Genomic DNA, 17,857 nt, shown 5'->3' with positions numbered 1-17,857 from the left:
TCACACCTCCTTCGGGTTTGCCAGATAGCCGGAGGTATCTCCCGTCGGGCGGCTGTTGGCGTTAGGTTTAATCACAATGCTTGGCTTCGTGAAGTGCGCGGACGGCAGCGGCGCGACGGCCGCAAGCTGGCCGTGTTTTTTACGCAGCTCGTCAATCGGGCCGAAGTCCAGCGCGCGCAGCGGACAGGACTCCACGCAAATCGGCTTTTTGCCCTCTGCGACGCGGTCATGGCAGCCGTCGCACTTGGTCATGTGGCCTTTGGCGGCGTTGTACTGCGGCGCACCGTACGGACAGGCCATATGGCAGTAGCGGCAGCCGATGCAGACATCCTCATTCACCACCACAAACCCGTCGTCACGCTTGTGCATCGCCCCGCTCGGGCACACTTTGGTGCAGGCCGGATCTTCACAGTGGTTACAGGCAATCGACAGGTAATAGGCAAAGACGTTCTGATGCCAGACGCCGTTATCCTCCTGCCAGTCGCCGCCCGCATATTCGTAGATCCGGCGGAAGCTGACGTCCGGGGTCAGGTCTTTGTAATCCTTGCAGGCCAGCTCGCAGGTTTTGCACCCGGTGCAACGGCTGGAGTCAATAAAAAATCCATACTGGGTTGTCATCGGTTACTCCTTACGCCTTCTCGATCTGCACCAGATTGGTGTGCTGCGGGTTGCCTTTCGCCAGCGGTGACGGGCGATGGGTGGTCAACGTGTTGATGCATGAGCCATGGTCGATCCGATCGCCGTTCATGTTGGCGTCGTGCCAGGCCCCCTGGCCCATCGCGCTGACGCCGGGCATGATGCGCGGGGTGACTTTTGCGGCAATGCGCACTTCACCGCGGTCGTTAAACACGCGCACCATATCGCCGTTTTGAATACCGCGTTGTGCCGCATCAACCGGATTGAGCCATACCTCCTGACGACAGGCGGCTTTAAGCACATCCACGTTGCCGTAGCTGGAGTGGGTGCGCGCCTTGAAGTGGAAGCCAAACAGCTGCAGCGGGTATGTTTTACGTTCCGGGGCATCCCAGCCGTCAAACGTTGAGGCGTACACCGGCAGTGGGCTGATGGTTTCATCTTTTTCCAGCTCCCAGGTGGCGGCAATCTCTGCCAGCTTGCTGGAGTAAATTTCAATCTTGCCTGACGGGGTTTTGAGCGGATGGGCATCCGGATCATCGCGGAATTTTTTATACGCCACGAAGTGTCCGTTGGGATCTTTGCGCTTATAAATGCCCATTTTTTTCAGTTCGTCATAGGACGGAAGCTGCGGATCTTTCGCCAGCATTTTGGCGTACAGATACTGCAGCCACTGCGACTGTGTCCGGCCTTCGGTGAATTTCTGATGGATGTCCGGCCCGAGGCGTTTCGCCACTTCGCTCATGATCCAGTAGATGGGCTTACGCTCAAACTTCGGCGCGGTGACGGGCTGCAGGAAAATCAGATAGCCCATATTGCCCGCATAATCGTTCGGGATGATGTCTTCCTGCTCGACGGTCATGAGGTCCGGCAGCAGGATGTCGGCGTATTTCGCCGAAGAAGTCATAAAGTTGTCGATCACCACGATGGTTTCGCACTTGCTTTCGTCCTGCAGAATATCGTGGGTTTTGTTGATGTCGGAGTGCTGGTTGATGATGGTATTACCGGCATAGTTCCAGATGAACTTGATCGGCACATCCAGCTTATCCTTGCCACGCACACCGTCGCGCAGGGCGGTCATTTCCGGGCCGCGGGCGATGGCATCTGTCCAGCTAAAGCAGGAGATCTGCGTTTTTACCGGGTTTTCCGGCAGCGGCATCCGTTCGATGGTGATGGTATAGGTCGATTCGCGCGCGCCGCTGTTACCGCCGTTGATACCCACGTTGCCGGTTAAGATCGGCAGCATGGCGATGGCGCGCGACGTCAGTTCACCGTTAGCCTGGCGCTGCGGTCCCCAGCCCTGGCAAATATAGGCGGGTTTTGCCGAGCCAATCTCGCGCGCCAGCTTGACGATGCGATCCGCAGGAATACCTGTAATGCGCGAGGCCCACTCCGGGGTTTTTGGCGTATTATCGTCGCCCTGGCCGAGAATATACGCTTTGTAGTGCCCATTAGCAGGCGCGCCTTCCGGCAGCGTTTTTTCGTCATAGCCAACGCAGTATTTATCGAGGAACGGCTGGTCAACCAGATTTTCGTTGATTAATACCCATGCAAGTCCGGCTACCAGTGCGGCATCGGTACCCGGGCGAATCGGGATCCATTCATCTTCACGTCCGGCAGCGGTGTCGGTATAACGCGGGTCGATGACGATCATCCGCGCATTTGAGCGTTCACGCGCCTGTTCGAGGTAGTAGGTGATCCCGCCGCCGCTCATACGCGTTTCCGCCGGATTATTGCCGAACATCACCACCAGTTTAGTGTTTTCAATGTCGGAGGTGCTGTTGCCATCATTGCTGCCGTAGGTGTACGGCATCGCGCAGGAAATTTGCGCGGTACTGTAGGTGCCATAGTGGCTCAGGAAGCCGCCGTAACAGTTCATCAGGCGCGCCACCAGCGAGGCGTAAGGGGAAGAGCGGGTGATATTGCCGCCGACAATGCCGGAGGAGTAGTTAATGTACACCGCTTCGTTGCCGTATTTTTCCACTACATTTTTCAGGCTGCGGGTCAGGGTATCCAGCGCTTCATCCCAGGAGATGCGCTCAAATTTACCTTCACCGCGTTTGCCCACGCGCTTCATCGGGTAGTTAAGGCGGTCAGGGTGATTAATGCGACGGCGGATGGAGCGTCCGCGAAGACAGGCGCGCACCTGATGATTGCCGTAGATATCCTCCCCGGTATTATCCGTTTCCACCCAGTAAACTTCGTCGTCACGGACATGCAGACGCAGCGCGCAGCGGCTGCCGCAGTTCACCGAGCAGGCTCCCCAGACCACTTTATCTTCAGCAGGCTGTACGGCGTTTTGCACCGCAGCAGCGGCGCTTTTCAATCCAAACGGCAACGAGATACCACCGGCGGCAAGCGCCAGAGAACCTATCGCGGTGGGCTTAACGAGTGTTCGGCGGCTGATTCCACCGTGATGTTCGACATCGGACATGACTCACCCCATCATTTTAATTGACTATTATTTTCGCCCGTGATTACAACCGGGCTAATGATGGGGTGAGTGTTACTTATTTGGAGGTATTAAATATTAATCCTCATCAATTCAAGGGGGATTGGCGCAAGGAAAGTGGTTAAAAATCACTGCGGTTCGCCTTGCGGACTCTCCTGCGCGCCAGCAGCAGCGCCGCTGCCTGTGCGAGTGTACAAAATTTTGAAGGTATCATTGGCACAATGCCCAACAACCTGCGCATCCGGACGATCGGCCTGATCGTTGGGTACGATGTTCAGCGTAAAGCCAGATTCCGGCACGCCGTTGTTGATGATTTTCTGCTGAATGTCGCTTTTTACGCGTTCGCAGGAATCCGGTGCCGCCAGCGCGGCGGTAGAGGCACTCATTAACAGCAGGGCGGTAATCCAGGGTAACCGTTTCATCTGTAGCTCCTTTTCTCTGTGTGTAGATTAATTTTAGCAGGGTTCGTGTAAACAACTGTATTTGCTAATATGATTGGGAATAATCTCCCTGAATCGGTAAATGATGTGAAGAAATACGCAGCGATAACGCTACTGGCCGCGACACTGGTGGGGTGCGACAACAATTCCGCGCCGCTGTCGTTCACGCCTGAGATGGCGAGTTTTTCGAATGAGTTTGATTTTGACCCGCTGCGCGGCCCGGTCAAAGACTTTACCCAGACGCTGTTTAACGACAAGGGCGAGGTCTCCAAACGGGTGACCGGGACGATGTCGACAGAAGGGTGCTTTGATACGCTTGAGCTGCTCGATCTTGAAGCGAATACCGGCGTTGCGCTGGTGCTGGATGCCAACTACTACATCGATGCAGAAACCCAGCAGCGAAAAGTGAAACTGCAGGGCAAATGCCAGCTGGCCGAGCTGCCGTCTGCCGGTGTAACGTGGGATACCGATGACAACGGATTTGTGGTCGCGGCGCACGGTAAAGAGATGGAAGTGAAATATCGCTATGACGCGGACGGCTACCCGCTCGGTAAAACCACCGTTTCCGGGGATCAGCACTTATCCGTACAGTCGACACCCTCGAAGGATCTGCGCAAAAGAATGGATTACTCGGCCGTGAGTTTACTGAATGACAAACCGCTGGGGAATGTGAAGCAGAGCTGCGATTACGACCGGCACAATAACCCGGTGAGCTGCGACCTGACCATCACCGACGACAGCGTGAAACCCGCGGTTGAGCGCAAGTACAGCATAAAAAACACCATTGAATACTACTGAGAGTAAAGCCGCGCAGGTTACTGCGCGGTAGGTTTCAGCAGGCTGGCACCAGACGGTTTGTGTCCGGCCAGATGCTGGTGCTGGAAAATGCACATGCGAATGGTGTTGCGGTATTCCCCGTTGATAAAGAACTCGTGGATTAGCTCGCCTTCCACCATAAAGCCCAGCTTACGGTAGATATGGATCGCTTTTTCGTTCTCTTTATCGACGATGAGATAGAGCTTATACAGATTCAGAACGTTGAATCCGTAGTCCATCGCCAGCTTCGCCGCCCGTGAGGCCAGGCCTTTACCCTGATGCTCCGGGGAGATAATGATCTGGAATTCCGCCCGGCGATGCACGTGGTTGATCTCCACCAGTTCAACCAGCCCGGCTTTTTCGCCTTCACACTCCACCACAAAGCGGCGTTCGCTTTGATCGTGAATGTGTTTATCGTACAGATCGGACAGCTCGACAAACGCCTCGTACGGCTCTTCAAACCAGTAGCGCATCACGCTGGCGTTGTTGTCGAGCTGGTGGACGAAGCGCAAATCTTCGCGTTCCAGCGGACGCAGTTTAACCTCAAGACCCGGCATTACGGTGCTACCGTACGACCCGTTCGACGATCCAGGCAGCGCAGGGTGTTTGGCTCCCAGTAGGCATTAACGTTCGCGCTTTGCTGACACTTATCACGTGCGTCAAAGGCGACATCTTCTTTGTCCCACTCTTTCTCAGCACGCTTGTTCACCTTCTGACGAAGGCTGCGGGTGTCATTCCATTGTTCTTTGTCCATTGCGGCATTCTGGCGGCTCTGCGCGCTATCGCCAGACTCAATAATGAGTTTGCTGGTTTCGGCGGTAGCCGTTGCAGCGAAGGCGAGCGTTGACAGCGCCAGTGCGGCGGTCAGACAAAGGCGTTTGCTTAATGTACTCATAGCGTTTCCTTTTTGAATCGGTGCAGATAATCACGTTACCCTGTTCAGATTCTACACCAAACAGAAATGACGGCATACCCGCGGCGCGGGTATGGAAAAGTAAACCGTATCATCAGGTATGATGGTTAAATAAATCCTCACCTGAAATGAAATATGATCAAAACAACGCTGTTATTTTTTGCCACCGCGCTCTGTGAAATTATCGGCTGCTTCCTTCCCTGGCTCTGGCTGAAGAGAGGGGCAACCGTGTTACTGCTGATCCCGGCGGGCATCGCGCTGGCGCTGTTTGTCTGGCTGTTAACGCTCCATCCGGCGGCCAGTGGCCGCGTCTATGCCGCCTACGGCGGGGTTTATGTCTGCACCGCGCTGCTATGGTTACGCGTGGTCGATGGGGTAAAACTCAGCGCCTACGATTGGGCCGGGGCCCTGATTGCCCTGTGCGGCATGCTGATCATCGTGGCGGGCTGGGGGCGCGCCTGAGCGCCCTGATTTTGTGATCGCTCGCGGATATTTTGATCATTATACTTGTATGGTAGTAGCTCAGTTGCGTAAATTTCCTGCATCACAACATGCGATGTAAGGAAAGGAATTATGAAGATTGTCGGGGCTGAAGTATTTGTCACCTGCCCGGGGCGTAACTTTGTCACCCTTAAAATTACGACCGATGAAGGCATCGTCGGTCTTGGCGATGCCACACTAAACGGACGCGAACTCTCCGTCGCCTCTTACCTGAAAGACCACCTCTGCCCGCAACTGATTGGCCGCGATGCGCACCGCATCGAAGATATCTGGCAGTTTTTCTATAAAGGCGCGTACTGGCGTCGCGGTCCGGTCACCATGTCGGCAATCTCCGCCGTGGATATGGCGCTATGGGATATCAAAGCCAAAGCCGCCAATATGCCGCTTTACCAGCTGCTGGGGGGCGCTTCCCGTGAAGGCGTAATGGTCTATTGCCACACCACCGGGCATACCATTGACGACGTGCTGGAAGATTACGCCCGTCATAAAGAGATGGGCTTTAAGGCGATCCGCGTCCAGTGCGGCGTGCCGGGAATGAAAACCACCTACGGCATGTCCAAAGGAAAAGGGCTGGCGTATGAGCCTGCCACCAAAGGGGACTGGCCGGAAGAGCAGCTGTGGTCCACCGAGAAATACCTCGACTTCACACCGAAGCTGTTCGACGCGGTGCGCAGTAAATTTGGCTTCAACGAACATCTGCTGCATGACATGCACCACCGCCTGACGCCGATTGAAGCAGCGCGTTTCGGTAAGAGCATCGAAGAATTCCGCATGTTCTGGATGGAAGATCCTACGCCTGCTGAAAACCAGGCGTGCTTCCGCCTGATCCGCCAGCACACCGTCACGCCGATTGCTGTGGGTGAAGTCTTTAACAGCATCTGGGATTGCAAACAGCTGATTGAAGAGCAGCTTATCGACTACATTCGCGCCACCATTACCCATGCAGGCGGGATCACCGGCATGCGTCGTATTGCAGACTTTGCCTCGCTCTACCAGGTGCGGACCGGGTCACACGGCCCGTCCGATCTGTCGCCGATTTGCCATGCTGCCGCGCTGCACTTCGACCTGTGGGTGCCGAACTTCGGCGTGCAGGAATATATGGGCTATTCCGAACAGATGCTTGAAGTCTTCCCACACAACTGGCGCTTCGACAACGGCTATATGCACCCGGGCGACAAGCCGGGTCTGGGTATTGAGTTCGACGAAAAGCTGGCCGCGAAATACCCGTACGATCCGGCCTACCTGCCTGTGGCTCGTCTTGAAGACGGCACGCTGTGGAACTGGTAAACGAGGAGCGAACGATGAAAAGCGTAGTGATCCAACAGCCCAACCAGCTGGTAATTGAAGAGCGTCCACTCCCGCAACCGGGGGCAGGGGAAGTGCGCGTCAGCATTAAACTTGCCGGGATCTGCGGCTCCGACAGCCATATCTACCGCGGACATAACCCCTTCGCGAAATATCCGCGCGTTATCGGCCACGAATTTTTTGGTGTGATTGACGCCACGGGCGAGGGCGTTGACCCCGGACGCCTGGGGCAGCGGGTTTCCGTTGATCCGGTGATCAGCTGCGGGCACTGCTATCCGTGCTCGGTGGGTAAACCGAACGTGTGTACCTCCCTGGTCGTGCTCGGCGTGCATCGCGACGGCGGTTTTGCGGAATACGCCGTGGTACCGGCGAAAAATGCGTGGCCCATCCCGGATGCCATTCCCGATAAACACGCCGTGATGGTCGAGCCCTTTACCATTGCTGCCAACGTCACCGGGCAGGCAAAACCGACGGAACAGGATATCGCCCTGGTGTATGGCGCGGGCCCGATGGGGCTGGTTACCGTGCAGGCGCTGAAAGGTGTCTACAACGTCAGGCAGGTGATTGTCGTCGACCGCATTGATGAACGGCTGGCGATGGCGCAACGCAGCGGCGCGGACTGGGTCCTGAACAACGGTAATCTTGATTTGCATAAGGCGCTGGAAGAAAAAGGCATCAAACCGACGTTAATCATTGATGCCGCCTGTCATCCGTCGATTCTGCAGGAAGCGATAACCCTGGCTTCCCCGGCGGCACGTATCGTGCTGATGGGCTTTTCCAGCGATCCGAGCCAGATTGTTCAGCAGGGGATCACCGGCAAAGAGCTGTCGATATTCTCCTCGCGCCTGAATGCCAACAAATTCCCGGTCGTGATCGACTGGCTGGAAAAGGGGCTGATCGATCCTGAAAAACTGATTACCCACACCTTTGACTACCACCACGTGACAGACGCCATCGAACTGTTTGAGAAAGACCAGCGGCAGTGCTGCAAAGTCTTGCTCACCTTCGACCAATAATAATTTACGCGGTTAAGAGCCTGCGCAGACAGGCTCTGAGTGGTACGCATCTTACCTTGCAGAGATAGCCATTATGACTCAAGCACAACCTCAAAGAACGACTTCAGATCTGGTGAAAGCTGCCGTATCCGGCTGGCTGGGTACCGCGCTGGAGTTTATGGATTTTCAGCTCTACTCGCTGGGGGCCGCGCTGGTCTTCCATGAGATCTTTTTCCCGGAACAGTCCGCGGCCATGGCGCTGATCCTGGCGATGGGGACCTACGGCGCAGGCTATATTGCGCGCATCGTCGGCGCCTTTATCTTCGGCAGAATGGGCGACCGGATCGGTCGTAAAAAGGTGCTGTTTATTACCATCACCATGATGGGGATCTGTACCACCCTGATTGGCGTATTGCCGACCTACGGCCAGATTGGCATTTTTGCGCCGGTCCTGCTGGTGACGCTGCGCATTATTCAGGGGCTGGGTGCCGGGGCAGAAATCTCCGGTGCGGGAACTATGCTGGCCGAGTATGCGCCAAAGGGCAAACGCGGGATCATCTCCTCGCTGGTTGCGATGGGGACCAACTGCGGAACCCTGAGTGCCACGGCGATCTGGGCGGTGATGTTCTTTGCTCTCGATCGTGAAGAACTGGTGGCATGGGGCTGGCGCGTGCCGTTCCTGGCCAGCGTCGTCGTGATGATCTTTGCCATCTGGCTGCGTATGAACCTGAAAGAGAGCCCGGTCTTCGAAAAAGTGAACGACGCTGAAGCTGCCGTACCGGTGGCGAAGCCGGATACCTCCCTTGGGGCGATGGTGAAAAGCAAATCCTTCTGGCTCGCCACCGGGCTGCGTTTTGGTCAGGCGGGTAACTCCGGTCTGATCCAGACGTTCCTTGCCGGGTATCTGGTACAGACGCTGCTGTTTGATAAAGCGATCCCCACCGATGCGCTGATGATAAGTTCAATCCTCGGGTTTATCTCTATCCCGCTGCTGGGCTGGCTGTCGGACAAAGTCGGTCGCCGTCTGCCGTATATCCTCCTCAACATTTCCGCCATCATTCTGGCGTACCCGATGCTGTCGATTATCGTCGATAAAAGCTATGCGCCGGGCGTCATTATGCTCTCGATTATTGTCATTCATAACTTCGCGGTGCTGGGGTTGTTCGCGCTGGAAAACATCACCATGGCGGAGATGTTTGGCTCGCGTAATCGCTTTACCCGCATGGCCATCTCCAAAGAGGCGGGCGGTCTGGTGGCGGTGGGCTTTGGTCCGGTGCTGGCGGGGATCTTCTGCAACATGACCGGCTCCTGGTGGCCGATTGTCGCGATGCTGATTGCCTATTCCGTAATTGGTCTGGTTTCAGCCATTTTCATGCCGGAAGTGCGCGACCGTGATTTGAGCGCGGCACAAGACGCGGCTGAACCACAGGTACTGGACAATAAGGCTGGTGAGTCACGCAAATATGGAGCGCTGCTATGAGTTTCATTAATGATAACTTTATGATTAGCAACGCCAGGGGCGTTGCGTTATATCGCGACGTCGCGAAAGAATTGCCGATAATTGACTATCACTGTCATCTGGTTGCGAAGGATATTTTCGAAAATAAACCGCTGGAGAACATTACCGAGCTTTGGCTTGCAGGCGATCACTACAAATGGCGCGCTATGCGCGCCAACGGTATAGATGAAAAATACATTACGGGCAGCGCCACCGCGGAAGAAAAATTTGCGGCGTGGGCTGAGACTGTCGACGCCAGTTATGGCAATCCGCTCTATCACTGGACGCATTTAGAACTGCATCACTATTTTTCCTGTGATGAACCGCTGGGCAGCCATAACTGGCGTGAAATAATGGAGCGCTGTAATCGTTTATTACAACAGCCTGATTTTACGCCCCGCGAACTGATTAAACGCTCAAAAGTGGAGGTCATTTGTACCACAGACGCCCCGCTGGATGACCTGCGTTACCATCAGTTATTGCGCGATGACGCAACATTCAACGTCAAGGTATTACCGACATTCCGCCCGGATGACGTTTTTACGCCGGATGCGCATCAGTTCGCCGACTTTACCGATCGACTAGCGGAGCTGACGGGGCGGTCCATTCACGCCTTTAGCGATTTCGCTGCTGCGCTCGGCGAGCGTATTGCCTGGTTTCACGACATGGGGTGCCGTATTTCGGATCATGGCCCTGTGGAGATCCATTATCAGGCTGCGGATGACCGTATCGTGGAATCGATATTTGTCCGTAAACGGCAGGGGGAACATCTCAACGCGCGGGATAGCGCGATTCTTGACAGTGCTATTTTTATCATGCTGGCGCGTTATTACCGACAGCATGACTGGGCCATGCAGATACACTTCGGTGCGATACGCAATAATAATACCCGCATGTACCGTGCCCTGGGCATAAATACCGGGTTTGATTCACTGACGGATCAGGTCAATCTTGCTGCGAATATTAATCAGCTGCTGGATGCCATGGCCCTTGCAGACGCGCTGCCGAAAACCATCCTGTATAACCTCAACCCCAGCTACAACGATATTGTCGCGACGACGATCGCCAATTTTCAGAGTGCAGAGCTGGGAGTGAAATCACCGATGCAATTCGGCTCCGGCTGGTGGTTTAACGACACCCGTCGCGGGATGGAAAACCAGCTCAACAGCCTGGCAGATCAGGGGCTGTTAATGAATTTTGTCGGCATGCTGACCGACTCCCGCAGCCTGGTCTCCTATACCCGCCACGATTATTTTCGCCGCATTCTGTGCAATATGATCGGCGGTTGGGTGGAGCGGGGAGAAGTTCCGGATAATAACGATATTCTCACGCGGATGATTAAAAATATTTGCCACGACAACGCTAAGAATTATTTCAAATTTTAAATTCGCTTCATCAAGTGGGGATGAAATATGTCTCGTGCGGCTAAAAAAATTACCATTCCGGTTAGTATCGGCTACGGACTAACGGATATTATGGGTGGCGGTGCATTTACCGTGATCGGCGCCTGGTTGTTATTTTTCTATACCACATTCGTTGGGCTATCGCCGGTTGAGGCAGCCTCCATTGTCGCCATCGCGCGTATTGTCGATGCCATTGTCAGTCTGTTTATGGGAAGTTTCACCGATCATTTTTACAAAAATTATTTTGGTAAAAAATTTGGTCGTCGACGCTTCTTTTTGCTGATCGGCGCGCCGTTAATGCTGGTCTATGCGTTACTGTGGCTTGATGGCATGACCTACGGTTTTTATCTCGCGGTCTATCTGGCGTTTGAAATTATCGCCGCGATGGTATTGATCCCCTGGGAAACGCTGCCATCGGAAATGACAAAAGACTTTAACCAGCGCACCAAGCTTTCTACCTGTCGCATGTTCCTTTCTGCGTCCGGTACCTTCCTGGCGACGTTCATTCCGGGGCTGCTGATTGGCTATTTTGGGGAAAACAGCGCCCATGCTTATCTGATTAACGGCGTTATTTTTGCCGTCCTGTTTATGGTGTGCGTCTTTATCTCGTGGAAGGTGACCTGGGAACGCGAGTTAACCCCGGAGATGCTGGCCGAGCTTGAAACAAGCACGGCGCCCCGAACGCTGACGCAAAAGCTGGCTGCCTTTGGTCGCCTCTTTAAAGAATATGGTTCAACGCTGAAAATCCGGGCCTTCAGAAAACACCTTGCCATCTACCTGCTGTCGTTTACCGGGAAAGATGTCTACAACACCGTATTTGTCTTCTTCTGTGTTTACTGCCTGAATGTCTCTTCGTCGCTTGCCGGCACACTGCTGTCGATGAGTATCGTCGGCCTGCCTGTCACGCTGATTGCGGGAGTGGGGATCATTAAATTCGGGCCGTCGAAGCTGTATGTGTTTGCCTACTCGCTGATGATGCTCTGCCTGGGCGGCTTTTTCGCTGTGTATCAAATTCCGGCACTTAATACCGTCGCGACGCTGGTTGTTCTGGCCGGGTTATATCAGGTCGGTCGCTGTGTGCTGGAGTTTACGCCATGGAACGTGTTCCCGTTCATCCCCGATATTGACGAGATGGTTAGCCGCCAGCGTCGCGAGGGGTTGTTCGCGGCGGTGATGACCTTCTCCCGCAAAACGACCGTGGCTATCGCCACCTTTATTGTGGGGCTGCTGTTACAGAATGGCGGCTTTGTGAAGGGCAGCCAGACACAGCCGGAGGAGGCCATTCATACCATCGCAATGTTGATGTTCATCGGTACTGCGGGCTTACTCATCCTGGCGTTGTGGCAGGCATTAACGTTCCATCTGAACAAGCGTACGCATAAGATCTTCGTGGATGAACTGGACCGCCTGAAAGCAAACGGTTCTCCCCAGCTGGTTTCCGCCGAAGCACGCCGTGTGGTGGAAGATTTGACGGGGTATTCCTACGACAGGCTGTGCCGTGAGCCCGCTGGCCGTTCAGGTGCAGAACCGGCGCGTAATCCTGTATGACATTGGTATATATCTTTTTGAAAGATGTCACACAACTTAATTTTGATATCACACCAGTTGGCGCAAAGTTAATGTAAATCAATGTTCCGCTGAACATAACCCGTATGGTGGTGGGCAAGGCACCAGGGGGGTTACTGCCATTCTGGCTGGTGTAGTCAACATGCGTGACCGCGCGCCAACGTGCGGTCGCAGAACTCAGCTTCCTTAATTAAACGAGTCTCAACCATGGAAAACCGATTATTACAGGCGAAAGCGACGCTGCCTCAGTACGATCGCGGCAGCCTCCAGGCACGCATTGTTCATTTAGGGTTTGGCGCGTTCCACCGTGCACACCAGGCGGTGTACGCCGATATTCTGGCCGCTGAACACGGCAGCGATTGGGGTTACACAGAAGTGAACCTGATTGGTGGCGAACAGCAGATTGCCGATCTGAACGCGCAGGATAACCTCTATACCGTGGCCGAAATGTCGGCGGACGCGTGGACATCACGGGTCGTCGGTGTGGTCAAAAATGCGCTGCACGCGCAGGTTGACGGGCTGGAGGCCGTACTGGCGGCGATGTGTGAGCCGCAGGTAGCGATTGTGTCGCTCACCATTACCGAAAAAGGCTACTGCCACTCACCGGCCACGGGCAAACTGATGCTCGATCACCCATTGATTGCGGCCGACCTGCAAAACCCGCATCAGCCCAAATCTGCACCGGGTGTAGTGGTTGAAGCGCTGGCGCGACGCAAAGCGGCGGGGCTGCCTGCCTTTAGCGTTATGTCCTGTGACAACATGCCGGAGAACGGCCACGTTATGCGCAATGTCACCTGCGCCTATGCCCGCGCGGTCGACGCGGAGCTGGCCGCGTGGATTGAGGCCAACGTCACCTTCCCGTCAACCATGGTGGATCGTATTGTGCCTGCGGTGACGCCGGAAACGCTGGATAAAATCGAACAGCTTACTGGCGTACGCGATCCGGCGGGCGTGGCCTGCGAGCCGTTCCGTCAGTGGGTGATTGAAGATAACTTTGTCGCCGGACGTCCGCAGTGGGAAAAGGCGGGGGCGGAGCTGGTGGCCGACGTTATTCCGTTTGAAGAGATGAAGCTGCGGATGCTCAACGGCAGCCATTCTTTCCTGGCGTACCTTGGCTATCTGGCGGGTTATCAGCACATTAACGACTGTATGGAAGATGAACACTACCGTCGTTCCGCCCACGCGCTGATGCTGAAAGAGCAGGCGCCGACGCTGAAAGTAAAAGGGGTTGATTTAGGCCACTATGCCGATCTGCTGATAGCGCGCTACAGCAACCCGGCCCTGCGCCACCGGACCTGGCAAATCGCGATGGACGGCAGCCAGAAACTTCCGCAGCGTATGCTCGATTCCGTGCGCTGGCATCTGGTGCATCAGAAACCTTTCCCACTGCTGGCGCTGGGTGTGGCGGGCTGGATGCGCTATGTCGGCGGGGTGGATGAACAGGGGAACGCCATCGACGTGAGCGATCCTCAGCTGGCGGTGATTCAGGCAGCGGTCAACGGGAGCGCGGAAGGGGAAAGTCGGGTGAAAGCCCTGCTGGGCATTGAAGCCATCTTCGGTAAGGAACTGCCGCACGACACGTGCTTTGTGGAGGCGGTCATGACGGCGTATCAGACCCTTCTGCAAAAGGGCGCGAAAGCCACAGTTGCGCAGTACGCGGCACAGCTGTAATTCAGTCATGCCGCCGTTCGCGGCGGCATGATGTCGCACCTGTTAGTGCATACCCAGGCGAATCAGTTCAATCGGTTCGAACTTACCTTCACATCCTTCCACTTCCACCGTTTTGCTGCGACGTACCTGCGCGGCATCCAGTCCCTCGCTGTGGATCGCTTTAATTACCCCGGTATGCCCGGTGCCGTTAATCATTACGCGGCTGCCGGTGGTAATTGCATTACGGTTACGGTCGTAAGTCATCATGGTATTTTCTCCTCGCTAACACATCCGTTACGGCGCTATTTCAGGTTGTGCCGTCCACGAGGCACTATAAATACGCCTCTCTGGACATCATTTTTTTGTTTTTGATCAAACTCACACTTTTTTCTTCATTTCGGCAGGGCGATGACGGTTCACGACGGTAATTTACAAAGCGGACAGTTATTTTCTTTAATTGATAATTTCAACGGGTGAGCGTTTAAGTCTGGTTTATATTCCTGATGGCACTCTGGATGCAGTAAATAACGTTTCCTGGAAATAAGGAGTCAGGCTTATGTATAAGAAAATCTTGATGCCTGTTGATGTGTTTGAAATGAATTTAAGCGATAAAGCGGTGCGGCACGCGGCTAACCTGGCGAAGGCTGAAGGTGCATCGATAACCCTGGTCAGGCTTTGTTGAATAAATCAGATTTCGGGTAAGTCTCCCCCGTAGCGGGTTGTGTTTTCAGGCAATACGCACGCTTTCAGGTATACCTGCTTTCGTCATTTTGTTCAGCGCTCGTACCAGGGCCATAGCCTCCGCAACCTGACCATCGTAGTCACGCAGCGTCAGTGAACCCCCGAACAGCTGTTTTACCCGGTACATCGCCGTTTCCGCTATCGAGCGACGGTTGTAATCTGTTGTCCATTTCCACCGCGCATTACTCCCGGTCATTCGCTGATTAGCCACTGCACGGTTACGGTCTGCATATTCACCGGGCCAGTAACCCGCACCTTTTCGGGGAGGGATAAGCGCGCTGATTTTCTTACGCCGCAGTTCATCGTGACATAGCCGGGTATCGTAAGCGCCATCGGCGGCGGCTGACCTGATTTTCCGGTGGGTTTGCCGGATTAACCCGGGGAAGGCCTCTGAGTCCGTAACGTTGTTCAGCGACAGGTCAGCGCAGATGATTTCATGTGTTTTACTGTCAACGGCGAGATGCAGCTTACGCCAGATACGGCGGCGTTCCTGGCCATGCTTTTTGACTTTCCACTCGCCTTCACCGAAGACCTTCAGCCCGGTGGAATCAATTACCAGGTGTGCGATTTCACCCCGGGTGGGCGTTTTGAAACTGACATTAACCGACTTTGCCCGCCTGCTGACACAGCTGTAAATCCGGGCAGCGTAGCGGAACGTTCATCAGAGAAAAAATGGAATCAATAAAGCCCTGCGCAGCCCGCAGGGTCAGCCTGAATACGCGTTTAATGACCAGCACAGTAGTGATGGCAAGGTCAGAATAGCGCTGAGGTCTGCCTCGTGAAGAAGGTGTTGCTGACTCATACCAGGCCTGAATAGCTTCATCATCCAGCCAGAAAGTTATGGAGCCACGGTTGATGAGGGCTTTATTGTAGGTGGGCCAGTTGGTGATTTTGAACTTTTGCTTTGCCACGGAACGGTCTGCGTTGTCGGGAAGATACGTGATCTGATCCTTCAACTCAGCAAAAGTTCGATTTATTCAACAAAGCCCCCTGGTCAACATTCTGCCCAACAGCAGCCGCTCGTTACTGCGCGGATTCAATGCAGATATCAGGAAGTTTGAAGAGTATATGACCGCGGAATCCAGCAAAAAGATGAAGGAGTTAACGCGTCTCTTCGATCTCTCCCCGGAGGACATTCATTGTGAGGTGCGTTTCGGCAACGTGCGCGATGAAATTATCAGGATGAGCAAAGAAGGGGAATATGACGTGATTGTTATCGGTTCAAAAAACCCGACTATCACCACGCATCTGCTGGGTTCAAATGCGGAATCTATCCTGCGCTACGCCACTATTCCGGTCCTGGTTGTACGCTAATCTCTCCGCCGCGCCGAAAGGGTGCGGTGAATTTAATCTTCGCTAAACCACTCGCTGTTTTCCTGCCGAATAAGCTGCACGGATTCGCTGATCTCCTGCAGATGGACGGTCATCGCTTTTTCCACACCGTCAGGGTCGCGTTTTTCCAGCGCGCTGAAAATATCATAATGCTGTCGAAGCAACATTTCCGGTGGCGAGACGTGGTCGAGGCTCATATACCGCACACGGTCGATCGTGGCTTTAATGTTTTCAATGGTATCCCAGGCCAGCTGACAATCGGCAATTTGCGCCAGCTTCTGGTGAAACTCATCATCGAGCTGAAAGAAGTCGTTAAGCTGTTTGCGGTCGATGGCAATACGCTGCTGATGCAGGTTTTGCTCCAGCCAGTAACACTGGTTGTCATTCATCAGCGTGGCCGCACGCCGGGCCACCGCGCACTCAATGGCCTGACGGACAAAACAGCCGTTACGGACCTGAGAAAGCGATATTTTATTCACATAGCTGCCGCGCTGCGGGCGGATCTGAATCAGGCCGTTTTCAGCAAGCTTGATAAACGCCTCACGTACGGGCTGACGGGAAACGTCAAAACGCACGGATACCTCTTTTTCTGAAAGCGGGGTACCAGGCGGGATCAGGCAATGCACAATATCACGTCGTAATATGCGATAGATTTGCTGGTTAACGGGCTGGGTGGGATTGAGTTGCGATTCAGCGGCCATGAGTTGTCATTTCTCAGAGAGTTAGCCTGAACATACTACCATTCTTTTATACCCTGATACAGACCCGGCCCGCAGGCCGGGAAGGGCAGAGTCAGCCTCGATGGACGTTAAGTCCGGCAAAGCTCTGGCTGACAGGCATCATCTCTACGGTGTTAATATTGACGTGGTTTGGCAACGTCGCGACCCACCAGACCGCTTCAGTGACATCTCCCGGCGTCAGCGCGTTGGCATTTTCGTAGGTTTTATCTGCTTTCGCGTCATCGCCTTTGAAACGCACGTTGGAGAACTCGGTACCGCCCACCAGGCCCGGCTCGATATCCGTGACGCGAATGGCGGTGCCGTGCAGATCGGTACGCAGGTTCAGGCTGAACTGACGCACGAACGCTTTTGTCGCACCATAGACGTTGCCGCCCGCATACGGCCAGCTTCCGGCGGTCGAGCCGATATTGATAATGTGGCCGCGATTGCGCTCCACCATGCCTGGCAGCACGGCACGGGTCATATACACCAGCCCTTTGTTGTTGGTGTCGATCATGTTTTCCCAGTCTTCCACGCTGGCTTTGTGCGCAGGCTCCATACCCAGCGCCAGACCGGCGTTGTTGACCAGCACGTCAATGGCACGCCACTGCGCGGGGAGGTTGGCAATCATCTCTTCAATGGCGGCGCGGTTGCGCACATCAAGCTGCGCGGTCAGGATATTGTCACCCAACTCTTCTTTCAGCTCCTGCAGACGCTCCTGACGGCGGCCGGTGGCAATCACCTTGTGGCCGTTGGCGACGAAGCGACGCGTGATGCATTCACCAAAACCTGCCGTTGCCCCGGTAACTAAAATAATCATCTCACTGTTCCTCAACGCTTTTTGTGTTGTACTAACATAGCACGCCCTGAGAGGGTGCGTTAAGGCATCATTT

At 54.6% G+C, this 17,857-nt stretch carries 16 protein-coding genes and 3 pseudogenes; 10 read left to right on the top strand and 9 right to left on the bottom strand.

What is annotated here, in order from left to right:
• The 3 genes from ECL_RS10760 to ECL_RS10750 all read right to left on the bottom strand — a co-directional run bounded on the left by ECL_RS10760 (window position 1) and on the right by ECL_RS10750 (window position 3,507).
• Window positions 1-618, bottom strand: coding sequence for a DMSO/selenate family reductase complex B subunit (locus tag ECL_RS10760; protein ID WP_013096798.1), 618 nt, complete (start codon window positions 616-618; stop codon window positions 1-3).
• Window positions 619-628: 10 nt separating this feature from the next.
• Window positions 629-3,067 carry a selenate/tellurate reductase subunit YnfE gene (gene ynfE / locus ECL_RS10755; protein ID WP_013096797.1) on the bottom strand — a complete coding sequence of 813 codons (2,439 nt, stop codon included), beginning with the start codon at window positions 3,065-3,067 and terminating at the stop codon, window positions 629-631.
• 146 nt (window positions 3,068-3,213) lie between these two features.
• The gene (locus tag ECL_RS10750; protein ID WP_013096796.1) at window positions 3,214-3,507 is read right to left on the bottom strand and encodes a DUF1161 domain-containing protein; all 294 of its coding nucleotides are present in this window, start codon (window positions 3,505-3,507) and stop codon (window positions 3,214-3,216) included.
• Between the two features lie 105 nt (window positions 3,508-3,612).
• On the opposite strand from ECL_RS10750, the gene ECL_RS10745 reads away from it, so the two are divergent.
• Window positions 3,613-4,323: a YnfC family lipoprotein gene (locus ECL_RS10745; protein ID WP_077681884.1), complete on the top strand. Its 711-nt coding sequence runs from the start codon at window positions 3,613-3,615 to the stop codon at window positions 4,321-4,323.
• Between the two features lie 17 nt (window positions 4,324-4,340).
• On the opposite strand, the gene speG is transcribed toward ECL_RS10745, so the two are convergent.
• Both speG and ECL_RS10735 read right to left on the bottom strand, forming a co-directional pair.
• A complete protein-coding gene (gene speG / locus ECL_RS10740; RefSeq protein WP_013096794.1) occupies window positions 4,341-4,898 on the bottom strand; it encodes a spermidine N1-acetyltransferase in 558 nt (185 codons plus the stop codon).
• Window positions 4,898-5,236 (bottom strand): DUF1283 family protein, encoded by a 339-nt coding sequence (locus ECL_RS10735; RefSeq protein WP_013096793.1) that lies wholly within the window; start codon window positions 5,234-5,236, stop codon window positions 4,898-4,900. Before ECL_RS10735 ends, speG begins: the two co-directional genes overlap by 1 nt.
• Window positions 5,237-5,389: 153 nt before the next feature.
• Here ECL_RS10735 and ECL_RS10730 point away from each other — a divergent pair, with 153 nt between their 5' ends.
• From ECL_RS10730 to ECL_RS10700, 7 genes are all read left to right on the top strand, one after another.
• Window positions 5,390-5,716 carry a YnfA family protein gene (locus ECL_RS10730; RefSeq protein ID WP_013096792.1) on the top strand — a complete coding sequence of 109 codons (327 nt, stop codon included), beginning with the start codon at window positions 5,390-5,392 and terminating at the stop codon, window positions 5,714-5,716.
• Window positions 5,717-5,827: 111 nt separating this feature from the next.
• Window positions 5,828-7,042, top strand: a complete 1,215-nt coding sequence (gene rspA, locus ECL_RS10725) for a starvation-sensing protein RspA (RefSeq protein ID WP_013096791.1) — start codon at window positions 5,828-5,830, stop codon at window positions 7,040-7,042.
• Window positions 7,043-7,056: 14 nt separating this feature from the next.
• Window positions 7,057-8,076, top strand: coding sequence for a Zn-dependent oxidoreductase (locus ECL_RS10720; protein WP_013096790.1), 1,020 nt, complete (start codon window positions 7,057-7,059; stop codon window positions 8,074-8,076).
• A 73-nt stretch (window positions 8,077-8,149) separates the two neighbouring features.
• On the top strand, window positions 8,150-9,535 hold the full coding sequence (locus tag ECL_RS10715; RefSeq protein ID WP_044158505.1) for an MFS transporter: 1,386 nt from the start codon (window positions 8,150-8,152) through the stop codon (window positions 9,533-9,535).
• Window positions 9,532-10,938 (top strand): glucuronate isomerase, encoded by a 1,407-nt coding sequence (uxaC, locus tag ECL_RS10710; RefSeq protein WP_013096788.1) that lies wholly within the window; start codon window positions 9,532-9,534, stop codon window positions 10,936-10,938. The genes ECL_RS10715 and uxaC overlap by 4 nt, the downstream gene beginning before the upstream one ends.
• Window positions 10,939-10,965: 27 nt before the next feature.
• Entirely contained in the window at window positions 10,966-12,504 is a 1,539-nt protein-coding gene (locus tag ECL_RS10705; RefSeq protein ID WP_013096787.1) for an MFS transporter, read from the top strand.
• 225 nt (window positions 12,505-12,729) lie between these two features.
• Window positions 12,730-14,193, top strand: coding sequence for a mannitol dehydrogenase family protein (locus ECL_RS10700; RefSeq protein WP_013096786.1), 1,464 nt, complete (start codon window positions 12,730-12,732; stop codon window positions 14,191-14,193).
• 42 nt (window positions 14,194-14,235) lie between these two features.
• On the opposite strand, the gene ydfZ is transcribed toward ECL_RS10700, so the two are convergent.
• Window positions 14,236-14,439 carry a putative selenium delivery protein YdfZ gene (ydfZ, locus tag ECL_RS10695; RefSeq protein ID WP_013096785.1) on the bottom strand — a complete coding sequence of 68 codons (204 nt, stop codon included), beginning with the start codon at window positions 14,437-14,439 and terminating at the stop codon, window positions 14,236-14,238.
• A 289-nt stretch (window positions 14,440-14,728) separates the two neighbouring features.
• Between ydfZ and ECL_RS10690 the strand changes: the two are divergent.
• A pseudogene (locus ECL_RS10690) lies at window positions 14,729-14,848 on the top strand (universal stress protein); the annotation flags it as partial.
• A gap of 51 nt (window positions 14,849-14,899) precedes the next feature.
• On the opposite strand, the pseudogene ECL_RS10685 reads toward ECL_RS10690, so the two are convergent.
• Window positions 14,900-15,869, bottom strand: a pseudogene (locus ECL_RS10685) (IS5-like element IS903B family transposase).
• Between the two features lie 34 nt (window positions 15,870-15,903).
• On the opposite strand from ECL_RS10685, the pseudogene ECL_RS10680 reads away from it, so the two are divergent.
• A pseudogene (locus tag ECL_RS10680) lies at window positions 15,904-16,227 on the top strand (universal stress protein); the annotation flags it as partial.
• A gap of 32 nt (window positions 16,228-16,259) precedes the next feature.
• On the opposite strand, the gene ECL_RS10675 reads toward ECL_RS10680, so the two are convergent.
• Window positions 16,260-16,946: a GntR family transcriptional regulator gene (locus ECL_RS10675; protein WP_013096780.1), complete on the bottom strand. Its 687-nt coding sequence runs from the start codon at window positions 16,944-16,946 to the stop codon at window positions 16,260-16,262.
• A gap of 91 nt (window positions 16,947-17,037) precedes the next feature.
• Window positions 17,038-17,784, bottom strand: a complete 747-nt coding sequence (ydfG, locus tag ECL_RS10670) for a bifunctional NADP-dependent 3-hydroxy acid dehydrogenase/3-hydroxypropionate dehydrogenase YdfG (RefSeq protein WP_013096779.1) — start codon at window positions 17,782-17,784, stop codon at window positions 17,038-17,040.
• Between the last annotated feature and the right edge of the window lie 73 nt (window positions 17,785-17,857).

The sequence above is a fragment of the Enterobacter cloacae subsp. cloacae ATCC 13047 genome (assembly GCF_000025565.1).
Taxonomy (GTDB): Bacteria; Pseudomonadota; Gammaproteobacteria; order Enterobacterales; family Enterobacteriaceae; genus Enterobacter; species Enterobacter cloacae.
This window is presented reverse-complemented; position numbering and strand designations above follow the sequence as displayed.

What these genes read in the sequence shown, in the direction of transcription:
- ECL_RS10750 (WP_013096796.1), bottom strand. Translation starts at nt 3,507, where the DNA reads ATGAAACGGTTACCCTGGATTACCGCCCTGCTGTTAATGAGTGCCTCT.
- ydfZ (WP_013096785.1), bottom strand. Translation starts at nt 14,439, where the DNA reads ATGATGACTTACGACCGTAACCGTAATGCAATTACCACCGGCAGCCGC.
- ydfG (WP_013096779.1), bottom strand. Translation starts at nt 17,784, where the DNA reads ATGATTATTTTAGTTACCGGGGCAACGGCAGGTTTTGGTGAATGCATC.
- uxaC (WP_013096788.1), top strand. Translation starts at nt 9,532, where the DNA reads ATGAGTTTCATTAATGATAACTTTATGATTAGCAACGCCAGGGGCGTT.
- ECL_RS10760 (WP_013096798.1), bottom strand. Translation starts at nt 618, where the DNA reads ATGACAACCCAGTATGGATTTTTTATTGACTCCAGCCGTTGCACCGGG.
- rspA (WP_013096791.1), top strand. Translation starts at nt 5,828, where the DNA reads ATGAAGATTGTCGGGGCTGAAGTATTTGTCACCTGCCCGGGGCGTAAC.
- ECL_RS10730 (WP_013096792.1), top strand. Translation starts at nt 5,390, where the DNA reads ATGATCAAAACAACGCTGTTATTTTTTGCCACCGCGCTCTGTGAAATT.
- ynfE (WP_013096797.1), bottom strand. Translation starts at nt 3,067, where the DNA reads ATGTCCGATGTCGAACATCACGGTGGAATCAGCCGCCGAACACTCGTT.
- ECL_RS10720 (WP_013096790.1), top strand. Translation starts at nt 7,057, where the DNA reads ATGAAAAGCGTAGTGATCCAACAGCCCAACCAGCTGGTAATTGAAGAG.
- ECL_RS10675 (WP_013096780.1), bottom strand. Translation starts at nt 16,946, where the DNA reads ATGGCCGCTGAATCGCAACTCAATCCCACCCAGCCCGTTAACCAGCAA.
- speG (WP_013096794.1), bottom strand. Translation starts at nt 4,898, where the DNA reads ATGCCGGGTCTTGAGGTTAAACTGCGTCCGCTGGAACGCGAAGATTTG.
- ECL_RS10735 (WP_013096793.1), bottom strand. Translation starts at nt 5,236, where the DNA reads ATGAGTACATTAAGCAAACGCCTTTGTCTGACCGCCGCACTGGCGCTG.
- ECL_RS10700 (WP_013096786.1), top strand. Translation starts at nt 12,730, where the DNA reads ATGGAAAACCGATTATTACAGGCGAAAGCGACGCTGCCTCAGTACGAT.
- ECL_RS10705 (WP_013096787.1), top strand. Translation starts at nt 10,966, where the DNA reads ATGTCTCGTGCGGCTAAAAAAATTACCATTCCGGTTAGTATCGGCTAC.
- ECL_RS10715 (WP_044158505.1), top strand. Translation starts at nt 8,150, where the DNA reads ATGACTCAAGCACAACCTCAAAGAACGACTTCAGATCTGGTGAAAGCT.